At 72.6% G+C, this 21,824-nt stretch carries 21 protein-coding genes and 1 other RNA gene; 10 read left to right on the plus strand and 12 right to left on the minus strand.

Annotated features, from left to right (window positions below; genetic code table 11):
* Positions 1 to 129 precede the first annotated feature (129 nt).
* The 4 genes from ABZ910_RS24245 to ABZ910_RS24260 all read right to left on the minus strand — a co-directional run bounded on the left by ABZ910_RS24245 (position 130) and on the right by ABZ910_RS24260 (position 4,554).
* Positions 130 to 918, minus strand: a complete 789-nt coding sequence (locus ABZ910_RS24245; protein WP_361368736.1) for a hypothetical protein — start codon at positions 916 to 918, stop codon at positions 130 to 132.
* A 156-nt stretch (positions 919 to 1,074) separates the two neighbouring features.
* Positions 1,075 to 2,028 carry an N-acetylmuramoyl-L-alanine amidase gene (locus tag ABZ910_RS24250; protein WP_361368738.1) on the minus strand — a complete coding sequence of 318 codons (954 nt, stop codon included), beginning with the start codon at positions 2,026 to 2,028 and terminating at the stop codon, positions 1,075 to 1,077.
* Positions 2,029 to 2,038: 10 nt separating this feature from the next.
* Complete coding sequence (locus ABZ910_RS24255; RefSeq protein WP_361368739.1) at positions 2,039 to 2,701, minus strand: class I SAM-dependent methyltransferase; 663 nt, start codon at positions 2,699 to 2,701, stop codon at positions 2,039 to 2,041.
* Between the two features lie 107 nt (positions 2,702 to 2,808).
* Positions 2,809 to 4,554, minus strand: a complete 1,746-nt coding sequence (locus ABZ910_RS24260) for an MFS transporter (protein ID WP_361368741.1) — start codon at positions 4,552 to 4,554, stop codon at positions 2,809 to 2,811.
* A gap of 221 nt (positions 4,555 to 4,775) precedes the next feature.
* On the opposite strand from ABZ910_RS24260, the gene ABZ910_RS24265 reads away from it, so the two are divergent.
* Positions 4,776 to 6,236 carry a DHA2 family efflux MFS transporter permease subunit gene (locus ABZ910_RS24265; protein WP_361368743.1) on the plus strand — a complete coding sequence of 487 codons (1,461 nt, stop codon included), beginning with the start codon at positions 4,776 to 4,778 and terminating at the stop codon, positions 6,234 to 6,236.
* A gap of 11 nt (positions 6,237 to 6,247) precedes the next feature.
* Here ABZ910_RS24265 and ABZ910_RS24270 read toward each other — a convergent pair whose 3' ends face one another.
* The 4 genes from ABZ910_RS24270 to ABZ910_RS24285 all read right to left on the minus strand — a co-directional run bounded on the left by ABZ910_RS24270 (position 6,248) and on the right by ABZ910_RS24285 (position 9,897).
* Positions 6,248 to 6,880 carry a response regulator transcription factor gene (locus ABZ910_RS24270; protein WP_361368931.1) on the minus strand — a complete coding sequence of 211 codons (633 nt, stop codon included), beginning with the start codon at positions 6,878 to 6,880 and terminating at the stop codon, positions 6,248 to 6,250.
* 96 nt (positions 6,881 to 6,976) lie between these two features.
* Entirely contained in the window at positions 6,977 to 8,182 is a 1,206-nt protein-coding gene (locus tag ABZ910_RS24275) for a sensor histidine kinase (RefSeq protein ID WP_361368933.1), read from the minus strand.
* Positions 8,183 to 8,215: 33 nt separating this feature from the next.
* Positions 8,216 to 8,932 carry an ABC transporter permease gene (locus ABZ910_RS24280; RefSeq protein ID WP_361368935.1) on the minus strand — a complete coding sequence of 239 codons (717 nt, stop codon included), beginning with the start codon at positions 8,930 to 8,932 and terminating at the stop codon, positions 8,216 to 8,218.
* A complete protein-coding gene (locus ABZ910_RS24285; protein ID WP_361368745.1) occupies positions 8,932 to 9,897 on the minus strand; it encodes an ABC transporter ATP-binding protein in 966 nt (321 codons plus the stop codon). The genes ABZ910_RS24280 and ABZ910_RS24285 overlap by 1 nt, the downstream gene beginning before the upstream one ends.
* Before the next feature lie 128 nt (positions 9,898 to 10,025).
* Here ABZ910_RS24285 and ABZ910_RS24290 point away from each other — a divergent pair, with 128 nt between their 5' ends.
* A complete protein-coding gene (locus tag ABZ910_RS24290) occupies positions 10,026 to 10,892 on the plus strand; it encodes a MaoC/PaaZ C-terminal domain-containing protein (RefSeq protein ID WP_361368747.1) in 867 nt (288 codons plus the stop codon).
* Positions 10,893 to 11,022: 130 nt separating this feature from the next.
* On the opposite strand, the gene ABZ910_RS24295 is transcribed toward ABZ910_RS24290, so the two are convergent.
* Together ABZ910_RS24295 and ABZ910_RS24300 are read right to left on the minus strand one after the other, a co-directional pair.
* Positions 11,023 to 11,172: a hypothetical protein gene (locus tag ABZ910_RS24295; protein WP_361368749.1), complete on the minus strand. Its 150-nt coding sequence runs from the start codon at positions 11,170 to 11,172 to the stop codon at positions 11,023 to 11,025.
* Between the two features lie 106 nt (positions 11,173 to 11,278).
* A complete protein-coding gene (locus tag ABZ910_RS24300) occupies positions 11,279 to 12,451 on the minus strand; it encodes a hypothetical protein (RefSeq protein ID WP_361368751.1) in 1,173 nt (390 codons plus the stop codon).
* 189 nt (positions 12,452 to 12,640) lie between these two features.
* On the opposite strand from ABZ910_RS24300, the gene ABZ910_RS24305 reads away from it, so the two are divergent.
* The 3 genes from ABZ910_RS24305 to ABZ910_RS24315 are packed head-to-tail and all read left to right on the plus strand — an operon-like array spanning position 12,641 to position 15,487.
* Positions 12,641 to 13,480 carry a Nif3-like dinuclear metal center hexameric protein gene (locus ABZ910_RS24305; RefSeq protein WP_361368752.1) on the plus strand — a complete coding sequence of 280 codons (840 nt, stop codon included), beginning with the start codon at positions 12,641 to 12,643 and terminating at the stop codon, positions 13,478 to 13,480.
* Between the two features lie 13 nt (positions 13,481 to 13,493).
* Entirely contained in the window at positions 13,494 to 14,237 is a 744-nt protein-coding gene (locus ABZ910_RS24310) for a C4-type zinc ribbon domain-containing protein (RefSeq protein ID WP_361368937.1), read from the plus strand.
* Positions 14,238 to 14,281: 44 nt separating this feature from the next.
* Positions 14,282 to 15,487, plus strand: coding sequence for a bifunctional RNase H/acid phosphatase (locus tag ABZ910_RS24315; RefSeq protein WP_361368754.1), 1,206 nt, complete (start codon positions 14,282 to 14,284; stop codon positions 15,485 to 15,487).
* Here ABZ910_RS24315 and ABZ910_RS24320 read toward each other — a convergent pair.
* Together ABZ910_RS24320 and yaaA are read right to left on the minus strand one after the other, a co-directional pair.
* The gene (locus ABZ910_RS24320; RefSeq protein WP_361368756.1) at positions 15,459 to 16,187 is read right to left on the minus strand and encodes a bifunctional 4-hydroxy-2-oxoglutarate aldolase/2-dehydro-3-deoxy-phosphogluconate aldolase; all 729 of its coding nucleotides are present in this window, start codon (positions 16,185 to 16,187) and stop codon (positions 15,459 to 15,461) included. The two genes, ABZ910_RS24315 and ABZ910_RS24320, sit on opposite strands and share 29 nt — an antisense overlap.
* A 20-nt stretch (positions 16,188 to 16,207) precedes the next feature.
* Positions 16,208 to 16,990, minus strand: coding sequence for a peroxide stress protein YaaA (yaaA, locus tag ABZ910_RS24325; protein ID WP_361368758.1), 783 nt, complete (start codon positions 16,988 to 16,990; stop codon positions 16,208 to 16,210).
* A gap of 74 nt (positions 16,991 to 17,064) precedes the next feature.
* Here yaaA and ABZ910_RS24330 point away from each other — a divergent pair, with 74 nt between their 5' ends.
* From ABZ910_RS24330 to ABZ910_RS24350, 5 genes are all read left to right on the plus strand, one after another.
* Positions 17,065 to 18,501, plus strand: a complete 1,437-nt coding sequence (locus ABZ910_RS24330; RefSeq protein ID WP_361368759.1) for an RNB domain-containing ribonuclease — start codon at positions 17,065 to 17,067, stop codon at positions 18,499 to 18,501.
* A gap of 75 nt (positions 18,502 to 18,576) precedes the next feature.
* Positions 18,577 to 18,981, plus strand: an RNA gene (gene rnpB / locus ABZ910_RS24335) — RNase P RNA component class A.
* A gap of 536 nt (positions 18,982 to 19,517) precedes the next feature.
* Positions 19,518 to 20,687, plus strand: a complete 1,170-nt coding sequence (locus tag ABZ910_RS24340) for an NAD-dependent formate dehydrogenase (RefSeq protein WP_361368761.1) — start codon at positions 19,518 to 19,520, stop codon at positions 20,685 to 20,687.
* A gap of 323 nt (positions 20,688 to 21,010) precedes the next feature.
* On the plus strand, positions 21,011 to 21,472 hold the full coding sequence (locus ABZ910_RS24345; protein WP_361368763.1) for a formate/nitrite transporter family protein: 462 nt from the start codon (positions 21,011 to 21,013) through the stop codon (positions 21,470 to 21,472).
* Positions 21,466 to 21,816, plus strand: a complete 351-nt coding sequence (locus ABZ910_RS24350) for a formate/nitrite transporter family protein (protein WP_361368765.1) — start codon at positions 21,466 to 21,468, stop codon at positions 21,814 to 21,816. Before ABZ910_RS24345 ends, ABZ910_RS24350 begins: the two co-directional genes overlap by 7 nt.
* The last annotated feature ends 8 nt before the right edge of the window (positions 21,817 to 21,824 follow it).

The following is a 21,824-nucleotide window of genomic DNA, read 5'->3' on the forward strand; positions in this document are numbered from 1 at the left end:
AAACGCTCGACTGGGAAACCCCAGCCGAGCGCCTGCATAAACTACTCACGGCCTGATCAAACAACCGCGTGTTGCAACGACCCCTTGAATCCGCCAAGGGCGAGGGGCCGTACGGGCCGGTGGCGCGGCTCAGCCGCGCTGGATCCCGGACGTGTCCTGCAGCACACCGCGGCGGCCGTCCTGCGTCTGGGCCACCAGCGAGCCGCCGCGCTGCTCGACGGCCAAGTACCAGGTGCCCGGCGCCAGTTCGGCGACCGGCGTCTGCGAGCCGTCCTCCGCGAACAGCGGACGCGGCACCGGAACGGCGAACCAGAACGGCGAGAACTCCGCGGCCGGAGGCTGCGCCTGCGTCGCCTGCTGCGCGCCGCCGTAGGGCTGGCCCTGCTGCGGCTGGGCGCCGTACGTCTGCTGCTGGGCACCGGGGTAGCCGTACCCCGCCTGGGGCTGGGCGCCGTAGGGCTGCGCGGCGGCCGGCTTGGGGGCCGGGATCAGGGAGGCCTGGAGGGCCGGGACGAGCGGCGTGGCGATGGCCGCGGCCGCCAGGATCAGGGTGGCGACGAGGCCGAGGATCAGGCCGGTGCCCGCGCTGACGTCGAAGTTGTCGGTGCTGACCGGGCCCAGCGGGTCGATGACCGTCCAGAACGCGGTCCACGCGGCGAAGATCGTCAGCGCGACGCCGACCTGGCCGAGGTCCAGACCGATGACCTTGCGCGGCTGCGGGAGCGTGCGGGCGACGACGATCAGGGCCGCGCCGATGACGCCGCCGAGGTAGAGGCTCATCAGCAGACCCAGGTCGTCCCACGCGTTCGGGGCACCGTCGCCGGACTTGTCGAACGTGTCGAGGAACGACGCGATGAACAGCAACACCGCTGCTCCGAGCACCACGCCGTCGCCTCGATTGAGGGAGCGGATATTCACTTCAGGTCCTTCGTAGGTCATCTCGTCGTCGGTAGAGGCGTCGCCGGCACCATGTCCCCTCGGGCCCGGTGTGCAGCGCAGGGGTGACCCCTCATCGTAAGAACGACACTATCGTCCGTGCGATCACGGTGTCCGCCCGGTGTAGCCCGTCGCTCACTACCTGCTCAGGAAGCTCACGATTCCGTCAGAGATGCCCTGTGCCGCCTTCTGCCGCCAGGCGCCGCTCGTCAGCAGCGCCGCGTCCTTGCTGTCGCGCATGTTGCCGCACTCGATGAACACCTTCGGAACCGTCGACAGATTGAGACCGCCGAGGTCGGTGCGCGTGACGAGACCGGTGCCGTCGCCGACGTAGTTGGCGGGCGCGCTGCCCGTGTCGCGCACGAAGCTGCCGGCGACGCGCTCACCGAGGTCGTTGGAGGCGCCGAGGATCGGGCGGGTGTCGGCGGCACCCGCGTGGACGGAGCCCGGCAGGATGACGTGGAAGCCGCGGTCGCCCTGCGCCGAGCCGTCCGCGTGGATGGAGATGGCCGCGTCGGCGTGCGCGGTGTTGCCGATCCGCGCCCGCTCGTCCACGCACGGACCCCAGGGCGGTGCGTCCCCGTCGTGGGTCAGCTTCACCGTGGCGCCCTCCTTCTCCAGGAGCGTGCGCAGCCGGTGGGACACGTCCAGCGTGAACCGGGCCTCGGTGTAGCCGGCGTTGGTGGACGTTCCCGTGGTGTCGCACTCCTTCCGGTTCGTGCCGATGTCCACCGGGCGGTTGATCTCGGCCGTGTGCTGGACGTTGCCGGGATTGTGCCCCGGGTCGATGACGACGACCTTGCCCTTGAGGGGGCCGGAGGCGGCGCGGGCCGAGGTGGTGGCCGTGGAGCGCGGCTTGCGGTCGTCGCCGCCGGGGAACGCCGGGGACGGCGCCGAGGATCCGGACGAGGACGCGGAAGGGGCACCGGCGGCCTTGTCCGGGCGGCCGGCGTCACCGGGACGGTCCGCCGACTGGTACACGAGCCAGCCGAGCAGCGCGCCCGGCACCAGCGCGGCGAGGGCGACGGTCAGGGGCGCGCGGCGGGACCGGCGGGGCTGTGGGGGATCGAAGTCCGGGCCTAGGTACGACACGTCTGCGACTCTAACCGCGCCCTCGGATCCCTGCCTTCGCTCGCCGCAGCACGCGCAGCGAGCCGTGCGCCGAGACCTCCGTGAACGCGCCGGACTCGAGTGCCCGGAGGTAGACGCGGTAAGGGGCCTGGCCGGTGAACTCGTCCGCCGGGTCCGGGAACACGTCGTGGATGACGAGCAGGCCGCCTTCGGCCACATGGGGGGCCCAGCCCTCGTAGTCGGCCGTGGCGTGCTCGTCGGTGTGGCCGCCGTCGATGAAGACGAGGCCGAGGGGGGAGTTCCAGAAGGCGGCGATCTGCGGGGAGCGGCCGACGAGTGCGACGACGTGCTCCTCCAGGCCCGCCCGGTGCAGGGTCCGGCGGAACGTGGGCAGCGTGTCCATCAGACCGATCTCGGGGTCGACCGTCTCCGGGTCGTGGTACTCCCAGCCCGGCTGCTGCTCCTCGCTGCCCCGGTGGTGGTCGAGCGTGAGCGCGGTGACGCCGGACTGCCGGGCCGCGTCCGCGAACAGGATCGTCGAGCGCCCGCAGTACGTGCCGACCTCCAGCAGCGGCAGCCCCAGCCGCCCCGCCTCCACGGCGGCCGCGTACAGCGCGAGCCCCTCGTCCAGGGGCATGAACCCCTTCGCCGCCTCGAACGCGGCCAGGATCTCGGGCTTGGGCGCCGCGGTCATCGGGGTCCTTTCGGTCGTACGTGCGTATGGGCGCCCATGCTGCCGCACCCCCCGTCGGTGCGACGACGGGGGGTGCGGGTGTCGATCTTCGGCGGCTCGGACGGCCGTCAGGCGTGGACCGTCTCGCCCGGCAGGGAGAGGTCCAGGTCGACCGGGCGCTCGTCGCCGGCGTGGGTCGCGGCGGAGGCGTGCGGGCCGTGGCCCGCGGCCCGCGCGGCCAGGACGTAGGGGCCTTCGGCCGGGACGGTGAGGGCGTAGCCGCCGTCCTGCGAGGAGAGCGTGGCGCCCGCCTGGCGGCCCCGGCGGTCGATCAGGGTGACCTTGGCGCGGGCGACCGGGACGCCGTCGGCGTCCAGGACCCGGCCGCGGAAGCCCCGCAGGACCGCCTCGGCGCGCGCGATGCCCGCCTCCTCCTCGCTGCTCGCCCGCAGCTGCGTGTGCTGCGCCGGACGGCTCTGCCGGGGCAGGCACAGCGCCATCAGCAGGCCCAGCGCCACCGCGCCGGTCGCGATCAGGAAGGAGAGCCGGAAGCCGTGCATGGTCGGGATCGCCATGCCGCCGACGTTGTGCGCGGTGTTCGCCAGCACCATGCCGATGACGGCGCTGGAGACGGACGTGCCGATCGACCGCATCAGGGTGTTGAGGCCGTTGGCCGCGCCCGTCTCCGAGGCCGGGACCGCGCCGACGATCAGCGCGGGCAGCGAGGAGTAGGCGAGGCCGATGCCCGCGCCCAGGACCACCGCGATGACGGCGCTCTGCCAGGGAGCGCTCATCAGGCCGAGGCCGGCGCCGTAGCCGATGCCGATGACCACCATGCCGATGATCAGCGTGACCTTGGGGCCGTACTTGGCCGAGAGCCGGGCGTAGATCGGCGCCGTGAACATCATCGTCAGGCCGAGCGGCGCCACGAGCAGGCCCGCGACGACCATCGACTGGCCGAGGCCGTACCCGGTGGCCTTCGGCAGCTGGAGCAGCTGGGGCAGGACGAGCGAGACGACGTAGAACGAGACGCCGACCATGATCGACGCGAGGTTGGTGAAGAGCACCGCGGGCCGGGCGGTCGTGCGCAGGTCGACGAGCGGGGCCTTGAGGCGCAGCTCCAGCACGCCCCACAGGAGCAGCACGAGGGCCGCCGCGCCGAACAGGCCGAGCGTGGTCGCGGAGGTCCAGCCCCAGTCCCGGCCCTTGGTGATCGGCAGCAGGAGCAGGACCAGGCCCGCGGACAGGCCGATCGCGCCGAGCAGGTCGAAGGAGCCCTCGGCGCGGGCCGGGGACTCCGGTACGACGAGGAGGGTCAAGGCGATGGAGAGCACACCGAGTCCGGCGGCGCCGTAGAACAGGACGTGCCAGTCGGTGTGCTGGGCGACCAGGGCCGCGGCGGGCAGCGCGAGGCCGCCGCCGACGCCGATCGAGGAGCTCATCAGCGCCATCGCCGAGCCGAGCCGCTCGCGCGGCAGCATGTCGCGCATCAGACCGATGCCGAGCGGGATCGCGCCCATGGCGAAGCCCTGGAGCGTACGGCCGACGATCATGGGCAGCAGGGCGCTGGTGAACGCGCTGACCAGCGCGCCGACCACCATCACCGCGAGGCTGGTGATCAGCATGCGCCGCTTGCCGTACAGGTCGCCGAGGCGGCCCATGATCGGGGTGGCCACGGCGCCGGAGAGGAGTGTCGAGGTCAGGACCCAGGTGGCGTTACTGGGGTCGGTGTCCAGCAGCTGCGGCAGGTCCTTGATGACCGGGACGAGCAGGGTCTGCATCACCGCGACCACGATGCCCGCGAAGGCGAGCACCGGGACCAGGGTCCCACTCGCTTCGCGGCGGGTGGGCTGGTCGGTCGTCGTGTGGGTCATTGAATGGGGCCTCCGGGCCGGTGGGGCGAATGCCGATGCGAATGTCGGTGCCAACCCGCATGCATGCGCAACTGTTCCGTTGCTTCGGGCCTCTAACGAATTCTTGACCTTCTTGTGACCAATTGACGGCCCGTCGGGCGGAGTTCCGGCGCCCGCTCGGGGCGAACCGGCGTGTGCCTAGGGCGAAATCCCGATGCAAGGACCGTAACCGTGTTGAGAGCATGACACCCATGCTGGAAGCCGCCGACGCGTCCCCCGTCTCCCGTCGCCCACTCCGCCGCCCTGCCGCCGCCCCGCCCGCCTGGCTGGTGGTGGCGCTCGCGTGCGCCGGGCAGTTCCTGGTCGTGCTCGACGTCTCCGTCGTCAACGTGGCCCTGCCGTCGATGCGGGCCGACCTGGGGCTGAGCGTGCAGGGCCTGCAGTGGGTGGTGAACGCGTACACGATCGCCTTCGCCGGGTTCATGCTGCTCGGCGGCCGGGCCGGGGACCTGTACGGGCGCAAGCGGATGTTCCTGGTGGGGCTCGCCCTGTTCACGCTGGCCTCGCTCGGTGGCGGCCTCGCCCAGGAGGGCGGCGAGCTGCTGCTCGCGCGGGCCGTGCAGGGGCTCGGGGCGGCCGTGCTCGCGCCCTCGACCCTCGCGCTCGTCACCTCGGGCGTCCCGGAGGGCGCGGCGAGGGCGCGGGCCATCGCCACCTGGACCGCGGTGGGCGCGGGCGGTGGAGCCGCGGGCGGGATCGTCGGCGGGACGCTGGTGGACGCGCTGTCGTGGCGGTGGGTGCTGCTGATCAACGTGCCGGTGGGTGCGGTCGTGCTCGTCGGGGCCCTGGTCGGGCTGGTGGAGAGCCGGGCGGGGAAGGGGCGGCGGCTGGACCTGCCGGGCGCGCTGCTGGTGACGGGCGGGCTGGCGACGCTGGCGTACGGGATCGTGCAGACCGAGGCCGAGGGCTGGACGGCGGCGGCCACCCTGATACCCCTGGCCGCCGGGCTCGCGCTGATCGGGCTGTTCCTCGCGGTCGAGGCGCGCACGGCGGCCCCGCTGATGCCGCTCGGGCTGCTGCGGCGGCGCTCGGTGGCGTCGGCCAACGCGTCGACGCTCGTGAGCGGCCTGGTCATGTTCTGCACCTGGTACTTCATGACGCTGTACACGCAGAACGTGCTCGGCTACTCGCCGCTGGAGGCCGGGCTCGCGCTGGTGCCCAGCTCGCTGGCCGTGGTGATCGGATCGAAGCTGGCGCCACGGCTCATGCCCGTGGCCGGGCCGCGTGGCGTGGCGGTGCTGGGGACGCTGGTGGCGCTCGCCGGCTTCGGCTGGCAGTCGACGATGAGCGCGCACGGGGCCTACCTCACGGCGGTCATGATCCCGGGCGTCCTGATGATGGCGGGGGCGGGCCTGGCCGCGACACCGCTCGCCTCGCTGGCTACCTCGGGCGCCGGCCTTGGTGAGGCCGGTCTGGTATCGGGCCTGGTCAACACCTCGCGCACGATGGGCGGTTCGCTCGGCATCGCGATCATGTCGACCGTGGCGGCGGCCCGTTCGGGCGGCGACGGGGGTGCCGAGGCGCTCACCGAGGGGTACGCGCTGGTCTTCCGCACGGGTGCGGTGGTGCTGGTCGGCGCGGTGGCGTTGATGGCGGTGTGGCTGCCGGGGAAGGGGCGTTCGGCCGGCGCCGCCGTGCGCTGACGGGCGAGGTCTCAGAGCCACCCTTGCTGTCGCGCCTCGCGCATCGCCTCCATCCGGTTCCTGGTGCCCGTCTTGCCGATCGCCGAGGAGAGGTGGTTGCGGACGGTGGACTCGGACAGATGGAGCCTGGCCGCGATGTCGGCGACGGTCGCGCCGTCCACGGACGCGTTCAGTACGTCGCACTCGCGGGCGGTCAGCGGGCTGGGCCCGGCGCTGAGCGCGGCCGCGGCCAGCGCCGGGTCGACCACGGTCTCCCCGGTGAGCACGCGCCGGATCGCCACGGCCAGCTCCTCCACCGGGCCGTCCTTCACCAGGAACCCCGCCGCCCCGGCCTCCATGGCCCGGCGCAGATAGCCGGGCCGCCCGAACGTGGTGAGGATCAGCACCCGGCAGCCGGGCGCCTGGGCACGCAGCTCGGCCGCCGCGTCCAGGCCGCTCATGCCCGGCAGTTCGATGTCCAGCAGGGCCACGTCCGGACGGTGGTTCAGCGCCGCGTCCACGATGGCGTCGCCCGCCGCTACCTGCGCGACGACCTCGATGTCCTCCTCCATGCCGAGCAGCAGGGCGAGGGCGCCGCGCATCATGCCCTGGTCCTCGGCGAGCAGAACCCGGATGGACTTGGCAGGCCGCTGGTCCCGGGGCATCTCGTTCACGGCCCAAGCGTAGCCAGCCGGCGGTACGCCATGGTCCGAGCCACTCCGCGTTTCGTCCGCCCGAGGAGGCGCTGGGTGTCGCCGCGGTCAGGTCTCCGTGGGCACCGTGACCACTTCGGCGGGCTGCGGCAACTCGAACGATTGCGCGGGGAGTTCGGCGGTGACGGTGAAGCCGCCGCGGGGTGCCGCGCCGGCCCGCAGGGAGCCGCCCGCCGTCGCCAGGCGCTCGGTCAGGCCCTTGAGGCCGGTGCCGCCGATGCCCTCCCGGGGGCGGGCCGCGCCCGTGCCCGTGCCGTCGTCCGTGACCGTGAGCCGTACCCGCCCGTCGTCGGCCTCGACGCTGATCTCGCAGCGGGCGGCCGCGCTGTGCCGGACCACATTGGTGACCGCCTCGCGGACCACCCAGCCCAGCAGGGCCTCCGTCTGCGGGGCGAGCGGCGCCCCGGACTGCTTGACCACCGGCTCGATGCTCGCCGCGGACAGGGCCGAGCGCGCGCGGGCCAGCTCCGTGGCGAGGCTGCCCTCCCGGTAGCCGGTGACCGCCTCGCGGATCTCGGTCAGCGCCTGCCGGCCGACGGACTCGATGTCGCCGATCTGCGACAGCGCGGCGTCCAGGTCGCGCGGGGCCAGACGGCGGGCCGCCTCCGACTTCACCACGATCACCGACAGGGTGTGGCCGAGCAGGTCGTGTAGATCGCGGGAGAAGCGCAGGCGCTCCTTCTCCACGGCGCGGCGGGCCAACTCCTCGCGCGCGGCGCGCAGTTCCCGTACGGCCTCGGAGAGCCCCAGGATCGCCGCGGTGACCATGCTCGACAGGAACGTGCCGTAGGCGATGTTCACCGCGTTCGGCCCGTCGCGGAAACCGGCGACGACACCGGCGAACGCCGCCAGCAGCAGCCCCGTCCGGCTCAGCCACCGCCCGCGCAGCGTCGCGCCCGTCGCGAGGCCCAGCAGCGGGAAGAACCTCAGCCAGTTGCCGCCGTAGCCGACGGCCAGGCCGGTGGTCACCAGGGCCAGGAGCAGCAGCGCGATCCGGGTGGAGGCCGACGCGCGCTTCTTCCTGTCGAAGGCGCGGAAAGTGACGTAGATGTACAGGGAGTTGAAGGTGAGCAGCCCCAGGCCGCCGATCCACGGGTTGGGGGTCTTGCCCTGGAGGAGGTTGGAGAAGGAGCCCATTCCCATCAGCAGCCAGGGCAGCAGGGAGAACCCGGTCGGCGGCGGCCCCGGGTGGTCCGGCACCTGCCCGCGCTCGCCGCCCTCCCGGCACCGCCAGGCATCCAGCCGGTACAGCATCTTCCGCCGCCTCGACATGTCCTCGCCCCCGATTCAGACGCTCGCCGCGCTGCGGCGGTACGACAGGACAGCGTACGAGCCGAACACCAGCAGCCAGGCCGTCAGCACGAGGACCGCACCGAGGGCCGGTGCGTGCCCCTCGGCCACCGACCTGCCGAGCTGGGCGAAGCGGTTGGTGGGGGTATACGCGGAGAGCGTGCGCAGCCACGTCGGGAACAGGGTGACCGGGAACCACAGGCCGCCGACCACCGCCAGCCCGAGGTTGCACGCCATGTTCGCCACGCCCGTGGCCGGACCGGTCAGCCGGTAGCCGTTGCCGAGGCCGAGCAGGGTGAAGGGGATCGAGCCGGCCCACAGCAGCAGCGCGATCACCGCCCACTGCCAGACCTGTAGCCGTACGCCGTTCACCAGGCCGCCCGCCGCGAGCACCGCGGCGATCGCGGGCAGCACGGTCACGGCGCCGGTCAGTGCCCGTCCGGTCACCACCTCGCGCGGTGTCATCGGCGTCACCCGCAGCTGCCGCAGCCAGCCGATCGCCCGGTCCTCGGCGACCGCACCGCCGGTGTTCAGCGCCGAGCCGACCGCACCGTACGCCGCCATGCCGACCATGGACGCGGTCTTCCACGCGCCGTCGTTCGCGCCGAGGTTGGTGAACAGCAGGTACATCACCACCGGCATCGCGACCCCGCCGATCACGAAGCCGATGTCGCGCAGCGTCCGGCGCACCTCCAGGCGCAGGTAGTCCCACATCACACGGTCTCCGCTTCACGAGGGGTCTCGCCCGAGGGGGCGTCCGAGGGGATGTCCGGTGTTCTGTCCGGGGCTCTGTGCGACGACGTCAGTGCCAGGAAGGCGTCGTCCAGCGAGGCCGGGGCGACCTCCAGGCCGCGTATCGCGCCCAGTGCGGCCAGCGCGATCACGGTGGCGTCGGAGTCGTCCGTGCGCAGCCGCGCCCGCTGCCCGCGCACCTCGACCGACCGCACGCCGGGCAGCAGGGCCAGGCCGTCCGCGTCGTGTCCGGCCAGGTCGACGGAGACCAGGTTGCCGCCCGCCGCCCGGCGCAGTTCCTCACCCGTGCCGTCCGCGACGATCCGGCCGCGGTCGACGACCACGATCCGGTCGGCGTGCGCGTCGGCCTCCTCCAGGTAGTGGGTGGAGAACAGCACGGTGTGACCGCGGTCCGCGTAGCCCCGCATCGAGTCCCAGAAGGCGTGCCGCGCCTCCACGTCCAGCGCCGCGGTCGGCTCGTCCAGCACCAGCAGCGACGGGTCCCCGGCCAGCGCGACCGCGAACCGCACCCGCTGCGTCTGCCCGCCGGACAGCCGGTCCACCCGCCGCCCGGCCAGCTCCGCGATCCCGGCCAGCTCCAGGGCCCGGGCCACGGGCATCGGGGCGGGGTAGCGCGAGGCGACAAAGGTGACCAACTCCCGGACGGTGACCCGGGGGACCGCCCGCGCCTCCTGGAGCATGGCGCCCACCCGCCCCGCGCGCACGGCCCGCTCCGGGGCCGCTGCGAAGAGCTCGACCGAGCCCTCGTCGGGCACGTTCAGGCCGAGCAGCAGCGAGATCGTCGTCGACTTCCCGGCGCCGTTGCGGCCGAGCAGCGCGACCGTCTCGCCGCGCGCGATCTCCAGATCGATACCGTCGACGGCGCGGACCTCGCCGTACGTCTTGACCGCCCCCGTGAAGGACACGGCGTGTTCCCTCTGTGTCATGCCTATGACGGTACGAATCAGAGGCCCCTGTGCGGGAGATGCGGTTGTACGGACTCGGGCAGTACAAATGTCCCGGCAGGCAGGAAGCGGCCCGCATGCCGCAGGACTCACGTCAGGTCAGGAGCCGTATGCCCATCGACGCAGCCAAGGCCCTTGCCGCCGCACCCCGTTGCGGGGAGATCGCCTGGGAGCCCGGGGACGTCCAGCTGTACCACCTCGGCATCGGCGCCGGTGTCCCGGCCACCGACCCCGACGAGCTGCGCTACACCCTGGAGTCCCGGCTGCGGGTGCTGCCGAGCTTCGCCACCGTCGCGGGAGGCGGTCCGCCCGGCGTGATCAGTGGCCTGTCCATGCCCGGCATCGACGTCGACCTCGCCCAAGTCCTGCACGGCGGGCAGTCGTTGACCCTCCACCGACCCGTTCCGCCCCGCGGCACCGCGACCGCCGTCGACCGCATCGCCGCCGTCCACGACAAGGGCAGCGCGGCCGTCCTCGTCCTGCGCACCGAAGTCGCGGACACCGACGGCCCGTTGTGGACGAGCGAGGCGGAGATCTTCGTACGCGGCGAGGGCGGCTGGGGCGGCGACCGAGGTCCGTCCTCCCGCCCCGCCCCGCCGACCGGCGAGCCCGACCGCACCGCCCTGCGGCCCACCCGCGAGGACCAGGCCCTGCTCTACCGCCTCACCGGCGACCACAACCCGCTGCACGCCGACCCCGAGTTCGCCCGGCTCGCCGGGTTCGACCGGCCGATCCTGCACGGGCTGTGCACGTACGGCTGCACGCTCAAGGCCGTCGTCGACACGCTGCTCGGCGGCGACGTGACCCGGGTGCGGTCGTACACCACGCGCTTCGCCGGGGTCGTGTATCCGGGGGAGACCCTGCGCATCCGCATGTGGCGGCGGGAGGGCTCGGTCCGGGTGGCCGTCGGCGCCGTCGAACGGGACGACGCGCCCGTCCTCGCCGACACGGTCGTGGACGTCGTGGAACACTCCTGAGCCGGCCTGAGCGGATCCGAACGGGCCGCCGGCAGGCCGCGGTCGACAGACCGGTGACAGGTCGTGACAGGCGGGAGGGGGCTGCCCGTCAGCCGACGGGCAGCCCCCTCCTTCGTGCTGTTTCGAACTGTCAGGCCGCCGACTCGGACGGCTCCGCCTTGCGGTGACGGCCACGCGGGGCCGTCTCCTTCTCCTGGCCCGAGACCGGGCCCCGGTGCCTGCCGTGACCGCCGACCTCCTTGAGGTCGGCGCGCGGCTGAGACGTCTTGGCGTCGCTCATGGGAAGAATTCACCCCGTCAACATGATCTTTCCTACAGCCGGGCGAGTCTAACCGGCCCTCCTCGGGGCCGATCCAGGCGGCCACGCCACTCCACGCCAACCGGCACTACTTCGTTACAAGACGTGCGAGAGGTGCCTGCTGAAGGGGCACAGGTCGGGTTACGACCGGGGCCAGAGGCTCCGCTTCCGCCGGTTCACGAGGGGCCCTCGCCGAACCTGCCGCCCGTGCGGACGGCTCCAGCCGGGCCACCCCGCACGGCACCTCCTCGGTGGCGTACGGCAGACGCAGCACCGCGTCCTCCGTCCACAGCCCCGCCCCCGTCAACCACCCCTGGGGCGCCGGAAGATGCTGCACCTGTCGGCTCGCCGGCCGCCATACGCCCACCCAGCTGCCGAGCGGCCCGTCCACGCGCAGCGCCACCGCGCAGTGCTCCGGCGTCAGCACCTGGCCCGGCTGGATCGCCATCGGCGTCACGGAGCAGTCCGGCACCCGCAGGCACTCCGGGAACCGCACCGGCAGCGTGCTGGCAAGGACGCCCCAGCCGATACGGGGCTCACCGGGCGAGGGCGCGTCCGAGGCGATGAGCAGCAGCCCGCTGTCGGGGTCGGCGAGCAGCAGCCGGTCGTCGCTGTCGGCCGCGATCTGCAGCAGCGGCGACACCTCGCCGTTCCGCTCCAGGTCCACCACGACCGCCTTGGTGCGCCCGCCGAGTTCCCGGTCCAGCGCCAGCATGCGTCCCGTGCGGTCCAGCCAGACCCCGCCCGAGCAGCGCCCCGGGATCTCCGCGAGGCGCTCCGGCCCGAAGGCGCCGCCCGCCACCCGCCACACCGCCGTGGAGCGCGGGCCGACGGCGACGGCGTACGCGTGCGCCCCGCCCGGCGCGGGCGGCAGCAGTCGCAGCCGGGTGCCGGGCTCCGGACACTCGACCGCGCCCAGCGGCAGCTCGCCCGTGCCGGGGCCGGTCGGGTACAGCAGCGAGAAGGCGTGCCGCCGCTGCACCAGCCGGTGGACGAGGACCCGGCCGTCGCTCATCGGCTGCACCTCGGTGCCGGGCTCCTCCGGCTGGTTGCCGGGCAGCGGCACCGCGTACGGCTCCGGGCCGTCCAGCGTCCAGCGCTCCGGGAACAGGCAGTCGCCGGCGAGCGCGAGGCGGGCGCCGTAGGCACCGTCCGCCGTGATGGTGAGGGCGCGGGCCGCAGTCGTGGCAGCCCCGGCAGCGCCGGGCGGCACACCCTCCACCGCGTCGGCAGCCGGGGATTCGATCGCACAGGCCGTCATCGTTCGGTCACCTCCGGCGACGAAACTAGTTTTCGCACGCACGGGCGTGGCACCGCCGAGCGGCCGCTTCACACATAAGGGTGGCCGGGCCGCGGTTCACCTGAGGAACCGCCGGCGGATGTGCTCCGCGGGCGCCTTTGTGTACGGAGCCGGTACATCCCCGCAGAACAGGCAGGTAGCCTTTTCCCCGTGCCCCGTCTGTCTGAAGTCATCGCCGCGCTGGAGAACCTGTGGCCCGCCGAGCGGGCCGAGTCCTGGGACGCGGTCGGCACGGTCGCCGGCGACCCCGACCAGGAGGTCTCCCGGGTCCTGTTCGCCGTGGACCCCGTGCAGGACGTCGTCGACGAGACGGTGAAGCTGGGCGCGGACCTGCTGGTCACGCACCATCCGCTCTATCTGCGCGGTACGACGACGGTCGCGGCCGACACCTTCAAGGGCCGCGTCGTGCACACGCTGATCAAGAACGACATCGCGCTGCACGTCGCCCACACCAACGCCGACACGGCCGACCCGGGCGTCAGCGACGCGCTGGCCGGTGCCCTGGACCTCAGGGTCGTCGGCCCCCTGGTGCCGGACCCGACCGACCCGTCCGGGCGCCGAGGCCTCGGCCGTGTCTGCGAACTGGACCACCCCCTCACCGTGCGCGAGCTCGCCGCCCGCGCCGCCGAGCGGCTGCCCGCCACCGCGCAGGGCATCCGGGTCGCCGGCGACCCCGACGCGGTCGTCCGCACGGTCGCGGTGAGCGGCGGTTCCGGCGACAGCCTCTTCGACCAGGTCCGGGCGGCCGGCGTGGACGCCTTCCTCACCGCGGACCTGCGCCACCACCCGGCCAGCGAGGCCGTCGCCCACAGCCCGATCGCGCTGCTCGACGCGGCGCACTGGGCCACCGAATGGCCCTGGTGCGAGCTGGCCGCAGCCCAGCTCGACGAGATCTCCGACCGACACGGATGGGGACTTCGCGTCCACGTCTCGAAGACGGTCACCGACCCCTGGACCGCCCACGCGGCGTCCTCCGTCACCACTAGCTAATGGGAGCCCCCAACTGAACGCCGCGCCCGCCGACCAGATCCGCCTCCTCGACGTCCAGGACCTCGACGTCCGCCTGCAGCAGCTGGCGCACAAGCGGAAGTCCCTGCCCGAGCACGCCGAGATCGAGTCGCTGACCAAGGACCTGACCCAGCTGCGCGACCTGCTCGTGGCCGCGCAGACCGAGGAGAGCGACTGCGCCCGCGAGCAGACCAAGGCCGAGCAGGACGTGGACCAGGTGCGCCAGCGCGCCGCCCGCGACCAGCAGCGCCTGGACTCCGGCGCGATCACCTCCCCGAAGGACCTGGAGAACCTCCAGCACGAGATCGTCTCCCTCGCCAAGCGGCAGGGCGACCTCGAGGACGTCGTCCTGGAGGTCATGGAGCGCCGCGAGTCCGCGCAGGAGCGGGTGCGCGAGCTGACCGAGCGCGTGGCCTCCGCGCAGGGCAAGATCGACGATGCGACCGCCCGCCGGGACGCCGCGTTCGAGGAGATCGACGGCGAGGCCGCCACGGTCACCAAGGAGCGCGAGGTCGTCGCGGGTTCCGTCCCCGCGGACCTGCTCAAGCTGTACGACAAGCTGCGCGGGCAGCAGGGCGGCATCGGCGCGGCCAAGCTCTACCAGCGCACCTGCCAGGGCTGCCGCCAGGAGCTCGCCATCACCGAGCTGAGCGAGATCCGCAAGGCCGCCCCCGACACGGTGGTCCGCTGCGAGAACTGCCGCCGCATCCTGGTGCGTACGGCCGAGTCCGGCCTGTAGTTCCGTCGTACAGGGCAGTTACGGGTCGTAAAGGGGCGTAGGACGTGCGGGAGTTCATCGTCGAGGCGGACGGCGGTTCGCGGGGAAACCCGGGCCCGGCGGGCTACGGGGCCGCGGTCATCGACCCGGCGACGGGCGAGACGCTGGCGGAGGCGGCCGAGTACCTCGGCACCGCCACCAACAACGTCGCCGAGTACCGCGGCCTGCTGGCCGGCCTGCACGCCGCCCACGCCCTCGACCCGTCGGCCGAGGTCCATGTCCGCATGGACTCCAAGCTCGTCATCGAGCAGATGTCGGGCCGCTGGAAGATCAAGCACCCGGGCCTGCAGCCCCTGGCGGCGGAGGCGGCCCGGGTCTTCCCGCCGGATCGCGTGACGTACGAGTGGATCCCGCGCGAACGCAACAAGCACGCGGACCGCTTGGCCAACGAGGCGATGGACGCCGGAAGCCGCGGCGAGCAGTGGTCGCCGTCGGCGTCGACGGCGGCACTGGACGCGCCGTCCACGCCGTCCACGCCGCCCGCGCCGACCAAGGCCGACGCCGACGCACGAGCGGCCCGCAACCTCGCGTCCGCCCCCGCGACCGCCACTCCCACGGTCGGCTGGGCCGCACCAGCCGACCTCGGGGCGCCCGCGACCTTCGTGCTGCTGCGGCACGGGGAGACCCCGCTGACTCCGCAGAAGCGGTTCTCGGGCAGCGGCGGCAGCGATCCGGCCCTCTCGGACATCGGCCGGGAGCAGGCCGAGCGGGTCGCGGCGGCGCTGGCGAAGCGCGGGACGGTCCAGGCGATCGTCGCGTCTCCGCTGGCCCGTACCCGCGAGACCGCCGAGATCGTCGCCGCCCGCCTCGGGCTCGACGTGACGATCGACGAAGGGCTGCGGGAGACCGACTTCGGCGCCTGGGAGGGGCTCACCTTCGGCGAGGTCCGCGAGCGCCACCCGGACGACCTGAACGCCTGGCTCGCCGACCCGGAGGCCCGGCCCACCGACGGCGGCGAGAGCTTCGCCGAGACCGCGACCCGGATCGCCGCCACCCGCGACAGGCTGGCGGAGGCGTACGCGGGCCGTACCGTCCTGCTCGTCACGCACGTCACCCCGATCAAGACCTTCGTACGCCTCGCCCTCGGCGCCCCGCCCGAGTCCCTGTTCCGCATGGAGCTGTCGGCGGCCTCGCTGTCGGCGGTGGCGTACTACGCGGACGGCAACGCGAGCGTACGGCTGCTCAACGACACGTCCCACCTGCGTCCCTGAGCCCGGCGGCGTCAGCCCGTCGGAGCCCGGCCGCCGCCCGCGCCAGCACCTCGACGCGCCCCCAGTCCCCGGCGGCCACCGCGTCCGCGGGGACCATCCAGGTCCCGCCGACGCAGCCGACGTTGGGGAGGGACAGGTACTCCGGGGCGTTCCCGGGGCCGATCCCGCCGGTGGGGCAGAAGCGGACCTGCGGCAGCGGACCGGCCAGCGACTTCAGATAGGCCACGCCGCCGGCCGCCTCGGCCGGGAAGAACTTCATCTCCCGCACCCCGCGCTCCAGCAACGCCACGACTTCCGACGCGGTCGACACCCCCGGCAGGAACGGCACCCCGGAAGCGCGCATCGCCGCCAGCAGCACGTCCGTCCACCCCGGGCTGACCAGGAAGCGAGCCCCGGCCGCGACCGCCTCCTCGACCTGCTCCCGGCCGAGGACGGTACCGGCGCCGACCACCGCGTCCGGCACCTGTGAGGCGATGGCCTGGATCGCGTCGAGCGCGGCCGGCGTCCGCAGCGTCACCTCGACGGCGGGCAGCCCGCCCGCGACCAGCGCCCGCGCAAGCGGTACGGCGTCGGAGGCGTCCTCGATGACGACGACCGGGACGACGGGCGCGAGGTCCAGCAGCGGGGCGGAGAGCGGAGAGGAGGAGAGCCGAGGGGAGGACGAGGGCGGAGAGGGGGACGACGGGCGTGACGAGGACATGCCGCTCATCCTGCCCAGGGCTAGTGGACCTCAGTCACCAGCACATCCAGGGCCCACGCCTGACCCGCCTTCGCGGGAGCCGCCGCCTCCACGACGTACCCGAGATCCCGCAGCGCCTCGACCAGCTCGGCCGGGCCCTTCGGCGCGGTGCCCGCCGACAGCAGACTCCGTACGATCCGCCCCTTCGTCGCCTTGTTGAAGTGGCTGACGACCTTGCGGGTCGGGGCGTGCAGGACGCGCACGGTCGCGGTGCGCCCCGCGACCTCGCCCTTCGGCTTCCAGGCCGTCGCGTACGCCGACGAGCGCAGGTCGAGCACCAGCCCGTCACCGGCGGCCTCCGGGAGGACGTCGGCCATCGGTGCGCGCCAGTGCGCGCCCAGCGCCCCGAGCCCGGGCAACCGGACCCCCATCGAGCAGCGGTAGGACGGAATCCGGTCCGTCACCCGGACCGCGCCCCACAGCCCGGAGAAGACCAGCAGCGAGCGCGTGGCGCGCCTCTTGGCGGCCGCGTCGAGGGAGGCCAGGCCGAGCGCGTCGTACAGCACTCCGGTGTAGATCTCCCCGGCGGGCCGTGCCCCGGCCGTGCGCAGCTCCGCGTTCTTGGCGATCTCGCCGCGCAGCCCCTCGCTGAGCCCGAGCACCTCGCGTGCCTTCTCCTCGTCGCCCGAGCACAGCTCCACGAGCGCGTCGAGGACGGCCTCGCGGGCGTCGGCCAGCCCCGGCAGGGACAGCGACTCCGGCTTCAGCGGGGCGCCACGACCCGAGGACGCCTTGCCTTCGGAGGGCGGCAGCAGGACCAGCAACACGTACTCCTTCTCTAGACCTCGGCGCCAGGGTACGGGGTGCCACGTGACCGCCCCCGCTCTACGCTCGCTGTATGCCACGCCGCCCCCTCCGCGTGACGGGCGCCCCCGGGTCCACCCTCCGGGCCGCGCTCGCCGCGCTCCGTGCCGAACTGGGGGTGCCCGAGGACTTCCCGCCGGAGGTGCTCGCGGAGACCGAGCGGGTGGCGCGGGACCCCGCCCTGCCGCTGTACGACGCGACGGACATCCCCTTCTTCACGGTCGACCCTCCGGCCTCCACCGACCTCGACCAGGCGCTGCACCTCTCGCGGCGGGACGGCGGCCACCGCGTGCGGTACGCCATCGCGGACGTCGCCGCCTTCGTCGAACCCGGCGGTGCGCTCGACGCGGAGGCCCACCGACGGGCGCTCACCCTCTACTTCCCGGACGAGCGGGTCCCGCTGCACCCCGCCCTGCTCAGCGAGGGCGCCGCGAGCCTGCTCCCGGGACAGACCCGCCCCGCCGTCCTGTGGACGATCGACCTCGACGCGGAGGGCCGTACGGAGTCCGTCGACGTACGCCGGGCCCTGGTACGCAGCCGGGCCAAGCTCGACTACGCGGGCGTGCAGCGGGAGATCGACTCCGGCACCGCCGAGGAACCGGTCGCGCTGCTCGCGGCGGTCGGCGAGGCCCGCGAGCGCCTGGAGGCCGAGCGCGGCGGCATCTCGCTGAACGTGCCCGAGCAGGAGATCGTCGAACGCGACCACACCTACGAGCCGGCCTACCGCGCCCCACTCCCCGTGGACGGCTGGAACGCGCAGATCTCCCTACTCACCAGCATGGCGGCGGCCGCGCTGATGCTGGCCCACGGCACCGGCATCCTGCGCACCCTCCCGGCCGCACCGGACGGCGCCGTGGCCCGGTTGCGCCGCACCGCGACCGCCCTGGACATCGACTGGCCGCACCACGTCTCCTACGCGGCGCTCATCCGCTCCCTCGACCCGCACCGCCCCGAGCACGCGGCCTTCCTCCAGGAGTGCACGACACTGCTGCGCGGCGCGGGCTACACGGTCTTCCGCGACGGAGCCGTACCCGCGATCACCTCGCACGCCGCCGTAGCCGCCCCCTACACCCACTGCACGGCCCCTCTGCGCCGCCTGGCCGACCGCTACGCCGCCGAGATCTGCCTCGCGGCCGCCGCCGGGCAGCCCCCGCCCGCGTGGGTGCTCGCCGCGCTCGACGCCCTGCCGAGGGAGATGGCCGACGGCTCCCGGCGCGCGGCGGCTGTCGAGCGTGAGTGCCTGGACCTGGTGGAGGCGGCCCTGCTCGAGGACCGGGTCGGTGACGTCTTCGACGGATGCGTGGTGGAGGTGGACGAACACCAACCGACGGAGGGAACCGTACAGTTGGTGACCCCGGCTGTGATCGGCCGCATCCACGCCCGCGATCCTCTGCCGCTCGGCGCCAGGCTGAGGGTTCGCCTCACCGAGGCCGGCCCGGGAACGGCAAAGGTCCTGTTCACACCCGCGTGAGCGCCTTCCACGCCCCTGCGGCGGCGCCGGGTCGGCCCACCGATCCATGCCCGGTAACATGGTCGACACGGCAGACGAGCCGGGCGGACGGCCGCGTGGAGTCCCCTCAGGGGGCTTCCCGAGGAACGTCCGGGCTCCACAGGGCTGGGTGGTGGCTAACGGCCACCCGGGGTGACCCGCGGGACAGTGCCACAGAGAACAGACCGCCGGGGACCTCGGTCCTCGGTAAGGGTGAAACGGTGGTGTAAGAGACCACCAGTGCCCAGGGTGACCTGGGCAGCTAGGTAAACCCCACCCGGAGCAAGGTCAAAAGGAGCGCCGTGAAAAGCGCTCTGCGCGGACGATCGAGGGCTGCCCGCCCGAGTCCGCGGGTAGACCGCACGAGGCCGGCGGCAACGCCGGCCCTAGATGGATGGCCGTCGCTCCGAGGTCCGCGAGGACCCCGGAGAACAGAACCCGGCGTACAGCCCGACTCGTCTGCTGTTCTCTTCTTCTTCATTTCCTCAGGGCAGAGCCCATTTCCTCAAGGGTCGAAGACCCGCTTCTCCTCGCATGGCCACTGACGTTGGGCGCATCTGCATGGCTATCGCCGGAATCAGGGTCGCAGATGCGGTCTATCTGGGGTCTCTAGCCTTGCATCTGCGCTGAATGATCGCGTGTCTTAGGTCACACGGTGGAAGGTGCGGCGGCATGCGTGGCGGGCGCTCGGCTCGGTGCCATGCTGCCCTCTTGCCGGAGGGGCGAATCCGGAAAGCCGGCTGAACTTCCTTGTATGGCAAGCGATTTCACCGCAAGGCAGCCGCGGTTCGCCGTGCTCGGCCGGCGAGAGGGCGGCAGCGCGGAGAGGTTGAACATGCAACCGATAAATATCACCTATGAATCGGTTGCATGGCCCTCTTTGACCTTGTCGGCCGCGCAGGTGGAGTGTTGCTTTCGGCGCGGAAACCGGAAAGAAATTCCGGGGCTTATGGCCTCTTGGTTCATGGCTTATTTTCGTGTTCCCGAAGGAGGAAATCATGGCAAAGATTGTCTGTGTTCTCTACCCGGACCCGGTCGACGGATTCCCGCCGAAGTACGCCCGGAACAGCCTTCCGAAGCTGGACGGTTACCCGGGTGGCCAGACCCTGCCGTCGCCGCAGGGCCTGGACTTCACGCCCGGTGAGCTCGTCGGCAGCGTCTCCGGTGAACTGGGCCTGCGTGAGTTCCTCGAGTCGCGCGGCCACACCCTGGTCGTGACCTCCGACAAGGAGGGCCCGGACTCGGAGCTGGAGCGCCACCTGCACGACGCCGACGTGGTCATCTCCCAGCCGTTCTGGCCCGCGTACCTCACCCCCGAGCGCATCGCCAAGGCCCCCAAGCTGAAGCTCGCCCTCACGGCGGGCATCGGCTCCGACCACGTCGACCTCGACTCCGCGATCGCCCGCGGCATCACCGTCGCCGAGGTCACCTACAGCAACAGCATCAGCGTCGCCGAGCACGCGGTGATGATGGTCCTGTCGCTGGTCCGCAACTACCTGCCCTCGCACAAGATCGCCGCCGAGGGCGGCTGGAACATCGCCGACTGCGTCTCGCACTCCTACGACCTCGAGGGCATGGACGTCGGTGTCATCGCGGCCGGCCGTATCGGTGTCGCGGTCCTGCGCCGCCTGAAGCCCTTCGACGTCAAGCTCCACTACACCGACAAGCGGCGGCTGCCGCGCGAGATCGAGGAGGAGCTGAACCTCACCTTCCACGCCACCGCCCAGGACCTGGCGAAGAACGTGGACGTGGTCTCCATCCACGCTCCGCTGCACCCCGAGACGCAGAACCTGTTCGACGAGAAGCTCCTGAACAGCATGCGCAAGGGCTCGTACATCGTGAACACCGCCCGCGCCCAGATCGTCGACCGCGACGCGGTCGTGCGCGCCCTGGAGTCGGGCCAGCTCGGCGGCTACGCCGGTGACGTGTGGTACCCGCAGCCGGCCCCCGCCGACCACCCGTGGCGCACGATGCCGTTCAACGGCATGACGCCGCACATCTCCGGCACCTCCCTCACCGCCCAGGCCCGTTACGCGGCCGGCACGCGGGAGATCCTCGAGTGCTTCCTGGACGGCAAGCCGATCCGCGACGAGTACCTCATCGTCGACGGCGGCAAGCTCGCCGGCACCGGCGCCGCCTCCTACACCGCGGGCGACAAGAAGAGCTGAACCCCACCGGCTGCGGTGGGGTCGGACGATACCGGTGTCGCCCGACCCGACCGCAGCCGTCTCGTACAGCGCAGTATTCCGCCCCATTCAGAGGTCGTTTTCTCCCGGGACGAAACACCGGAGGAAACGGCCTCTCGCCTTTTGTTCAAGGTGCCGTCGTACGTCGATGGCTGCGGGCCTTCCCGGTGAAGTCGAGGAATTGTTCGGCTATCCGTCCTCGACGCCGGTCTGCGCATTCATAAGCGATGCCTATCTGGCCGACCGGGCCGGGACGACCAGCCCGCCCTGGCCCCCCGACAGGTACCAGTACCGAGAGAGCCAACGTGCCCATTCCACTTCACGACGCCTTGGACGAGCAGGCCGCCGCAGCGCGGACCAAGGTGTCCCAGCTCCGCAGCCCCGGACGCCACTTCCTGCTCGCGGCCCTCGCCGGCGCCTTCATCGGCGTGGCCGGAGTGCTCCTGATCATGGTGACCGGGCCGCTCGACGCCGAGCACTCGGCGTGGACCAAGCTGATCCAGGGCGTGGTCTTCGGCGTGGCGCTGATCCTCGTGGTCTTCGCCGGTGCCGAGCTGTGCACCGGCAACGTGCTGACGATGACTCAGGGTCTGAGCCTGCGGCGCGTGCCGGTCGTCGGCGCGGTCGGCGTCATCGTGGTCTCCTTCGTCGGCAACCTGATCGGATCGATCGTCTTCGCCTGGCTCGTGCACTGCGCCGGGGTCCTGGACGTGGTCGGCGTCCCCGGCAAGCCCGCCCCCGGTCTGACGCTCCTGACGGGATGCTGACGGCGAAGGCACACGAGAGCGCCGAAGCCCTGTTCTTCCGCGGGGTCCTGTGCAACTTCCTGGTCTGTGTGGCCCTCTGGATGGCCGGCCGTACCCGCTCCGACGGCGCGAAGACCGTCCTGGTCTTCTGGTGCCTGCTGGCCTTCATCGGCTCGGGCTTCGAGCACGTCGTCGCCAACATGACGTACTTCTCGCTCGGCCTGTTCGAGCACGTACCCGGCGTGACTATCGCCGCGTTCGCCCGCGACCTGCTCTTCGTCGGACTGGGCAACCTGGTCGGCGGCGGCCTTCTGGTCGGCGTGGCCTACAGCGTCGCCGGCCGTCGCCCCGCCGAGCAGCCCTAGCACTTCCC

The organism is Streptomyces sp. NPDC046805 (assembly GCF_040645355.1).
Taxonomy (GTDB): Bacteria; Actinomycetota; Actinomycetes; order Streptomycetales; family Streptomycetaceae; genus Streptomyces.

Bases quoted from the DNA above. Each gene is read 5' to 3' on its own strand.
- ABZ910_RS24255 (WP_361368739.1), bottom strand. From the start codon at position 2,701: ATGACCGCGGCGCCCAAGCCCGAGATCCTGGCCGCGTTCGAGGCGGCG.
- ABZ910_RS24260 (WP_361368741.1), bottom strand. From the start codon at position 4,554: ATGACCCACACGACGACCGACCAGCCCACCCGCCGCGAAGCGAGTGGG.
- ABZ910_RS24265 (WP_361368743.1), top strand. From the start codon at position 4,776: ATGACACCCATGCTGGAAGCCGCCGACGCGTCCCCCGTCTCCCGTCGC.
- ABZ910_RS24270 (WP_361368931.1), bottom strand. From the start codon at position 6,880: ATGCCCCGGGACCAGCGGCCTGCCAAGTCCATCCGGGTTCTGCTCGCC.
- ABZ910_RS24275 (WP_361368933.1), bottom strand. From the start codon at position 8,182: ATGCTGTACCGGCTGGATGCCTGGCGGTGCCGGGAGGGCGGCGAGCGC.
- ABZ910_RS24280 (WP_361368935.1), bottom strand. From the start codon at position 8,932: ATGTGGGACTACCTGCGCCTGGAGGTGCGCCGGACGCTGCGCGACATC.
- ABZ910_RS24285 (WP_361368745.1), bottom strand. From the start codon at position 9,897: ATGACACAGAGGGAACACGCCGTGTCCTTCACGGGGGCGGTCAAGACG.
- ABZ910_RS24290 (WP_361368747.1), top strand. From the start codon at position 10,026: ATGCCCATCGACGCAGCCAAGGCCCTTGCCGCCGCACCCCGTTGCGGG.
- ABZ910_RS24295 (WP_361368749.1), bottom strand. From the start codon at position 11,172: ATGAGCGACGCCAAGACGTCTCAGCCGCGCGCCGACCTCAAGGAGGTC.
- ABZ910_RS24300 (WP_361368751.1), bottom strand. From the start codon at position 12,451: ATGACGGCCTGTGCGATCGAATCCCCGGCTGCCGACGCGGTGGAGGGT.
- ABZ910_RS24320 (WP_361368756.1), bottom strand. From the start codon at position 16,187: ATGTCCTCGTCACGCCCGTCGTCCCCCTCTCCGCCCTCGTCCTCCCCT.
- ABZ910_RS24330 (WP_361368759.1), top strand. From the start codon at position 17,065: ATGCCACGCCGCCCCCTCCGCGTGACGGGCGCCCCCGGGTCCACCCTC.
- ABZ910_RS24340 (WP_361368761.1), top strand. From the start codon at position 19,518: ATGGCAAAGATTGTCTGTGTTCTCTACCCGGACCCGGTCGACGGATTC.
- ABZ910_RS24350 (WP_361368765.1), top strand. From the start codon at position 21,466: ATGCTGACGGCGAAGGCACACGAGAGCGCCGAAGCCCTGTTCTTCCGC.